The 2,352-nt window shown below is 40.4% G+C and carries 3 protein-coding genes; all 3 read left to right on the top strand.

All coding sequences use genetic code 11. The features are described from left to right. Window positions 1-82: 82 nt before the first annotated feature. The 3 genes from KQI58_RS22285 (at window position 83) to tnpC (ending at window position 2,277) form a co-directional block, all read left to right on the top strand. Window positions 83-289, top strand: coding sequence for a hypothetical protein (locus KQI58_RS22285; RefSeq protein WP_216411125.1), 207 nt, complete (start codon window positions 83-85; stop codon window positions 287-289). Further along, window positions 261-617: an IS66 family insertion sequence element accessory protein TnpB gene (gene tnpB / locus KQI58_RS22280; protein WP_216411124.1), complete on the top strand. Its 357-nt coding sequence runs from the start codon at window positions 261-263 to the stop codon at window positions 615-617. Before KQI58_RS22285 ends, tnpB begins: the two co-directional genes overlap by 29 nt. A gap of 271 nt (window positions 618-888) precedes the next feature. Next, window positions 889-2,277 carry an IS66 family transposase gene (tnpC, locus tag KQI58_RS22275; RefSeq protein WP_216411123.1) on the top strand — a complete coding sequence of 463 codons (1,389 nt, stop codon included), beginning with the start codon at window positions 889-891 and terminating at the stop codon, window positions 2,275-2,277. The last annotated feature ends 75 nt before the right edge of the window (window positions 2,278-2,352 follow it).

Raw genomic sequence — 2,352 nt, 5'->3', positions numbered from 1 at the left:
CGTAAGCGTCATATACTAAAGCGTCTCGTTTTCTCCTTCTCCGACTGCTAAACTTACTGTATCAACTTACAGGAGGCACACTATGGAGAAAAAAGAAATCGTACCTATTCAGATCGTGGATCGAAACCCACCAATGTCACCAACTCCTCCAGCGAAATCAAAACTCGCTGCTCGAGTGAAATTGGGACAAGCCGAAGCCTATATCTACAATGGAACGGACAAATATATTTTGGCAACGATCATGAAGGAGTTGAGCATCCATGCTTCTCGACTTCACTCACGTACCTAATATCTTTATCGTTTGCGGGAAGACCGATCTACGAAAAGGGATCGATGGACTGGCGGCCTTCGTCACAGAAACGTATCAACTGGATGTCTTTGATCAAGCACTCTTTCTTTTTTGTGGGACAAAGTCTGATCGTTTTAAAGCACTTTACTGGGAAGGCGACGGCTTTCTATTATTGTACAAACGGTTTGAAAACGGCCGACTTCAATGGCCAAAACACACATCAGAAATTAAACAGTTAAATGTCCGGCAGTTGAAGCGACTGCTTACAGGCTTTTCGATCGAAGAGAAGAAAACGATTCATTCCAGCACCAAGGGTGCTTTCTATTAAAGTAGTAGAAAACGTTGATTTCATGCGTTTTTCACTACTTTTTCGCGCGAAAAAATGGTATAATAATAACAAGATATAAATACAGAAAGAGGTGGTAATCAGTGTCTAAAAAAGGAAATACTATGGTTAAACATAACAAGATATTAGAAAAGAAAAATAAAGAATTGACGGAACAATTAACCATGGCTATTGATCAGATTCAATACCTGCAAGAACAACTCTTTAGTATCCAAAGACAAATGTATGGGCGAAAAAAGAAGATACGCCTTTTGTGGATGGACAGACCAACTTGTTTGATAAAGAGTCTTTTAATGAACCAGAGCACACTGGACAAGAAAGCCAGGAAATAATTGAAGTCAAAGGATTTCGACGAACAAAATCCAAAGGGAAAAAAGCGTTGTCTTTATCTCAGTTACCAGAGAATCATCAACATTATCGGTTGGAAGGCGAAGCCTGTCTTTGTGAGACATGCGGGGCTGACATGATCGATATTGGTTCGACGGTTGTTCGTGAGGAACCTTTGTTTATTCCTGCCCACATCGAAAAAACTGTTTTTCACCAGCATGCTTATAAATGTCACGCATGTGAAAAAGAAACTGAGACGACAGTGATTAAAAAAGCTCCCGTTCCTAAGCCATTAATTAACAATAGTTTTGGCAGTCCCACGATGGTCGCTCAAACAATGATTGAAAAGTACGTGAAGAAAGTTCCTGCCTACCGGCAAGAGAACGAATGGAAAGCCTTTGGTTTTCCATTAGATCGTCAAAAGATTATCAACTGGCACCTTTTAGCAACAGAGTATGTATTAGCACCTGTTTATGAAGTTTTGAAACAAGAACTTCATAAACAACGTGTTCTCCATGCGGATGAGACACCTTACCGAGTGATTGATGCGAGAAACGAAAAAACATATTTTTGGGTCTATCTCTCTGGAAAATCAGAGAAGTACCCCATCATCCTCTACCAACACGAGCTCTCACGCAAACATGAATTACCTCAACAATTTTTGAAGGAGTTTACTGGCTATTTGCATAGCGATGGGTATACGGCTTACGGAAAACTGCGAGAGGTAAAAAACGCCTATTGTTGGGCTCACGTTCGTAGAAAATTTCATGAAGCTATTGGCTCACAGCCTTCTAAATACAGCCATGCACTAACTGGAGAAAAGTACTGCAATCTCTTGTTTAAAGAAGAAAGAAAATTGGCTCACTTGGATGCGAATGAACGACAAGAGCAGCGCAAACGTTGGATCAAACCGATTGTGGAAGAGTTCTTTTCTTGGGCAACCGATTTATGCGTCCTACCCAATTCGAAAATCGGTAAAGCGATTGAATACGCCTTAAACTATAAAGAAGGACTCTGTACTTTTTTAGAAGATGGGCGCTTAGAGCTGTCAAATAATCGTGCAGAACGAGCGATTAAAGAGCTCGTTCTGGGTAGAAAAAATTGGTTGTTTTCCAAAAGTGAACAGGGGGCAAAATCCGCAGGGATCATTTTGAGTATTATTCGAACAGCTATAGAAAATAGCTTAGATCCCCGAAAATATCTGATTCATCTTTTTGAAAAAATCCCCAACCTGTCTATCCAAACGCCAGCTGCGTTAGCAGCTTATTTGCCATGGAACGAAACTGTTCAAGCGAACTGCCGCGCAAACTATTAACAAATCCCGCCATCATCCTTAACTATGCAGGATGATTACGGGATTTTTAAATACACTTTACTATATTACGTTTAC

It is taken from the genome of Enterococcus raffinosus (assembly GCF_018917525.1).
Taxonomy (GTDB): Bacteria; Bacillota; Bacilli; order Lactobacillales; family Enterococcaceae; genus Enterococcus_A; species Enterococcus_A raffinosus_A.
The sequence above is the reverse complement of the archived record's forward strand: the minus strand, read 5'-3'. Positions and strand labels throughout refer to the sequence as shown.

Coding starts and splice junctions, on each gene's coding strand:
- KQI58_RS22285 (WP_216411125.1), top strand. CDS start 83: ATGGAGAAAAAAGAAATCGTACCTATTCAGATCGTGGATCGAAACCCA.
- tnpB (WP_216411124.1), top strand. CDS start 261: ATGCTTCTCGACTTCACTCACGTACCTAATATCTTTATCGTTTGCGGG.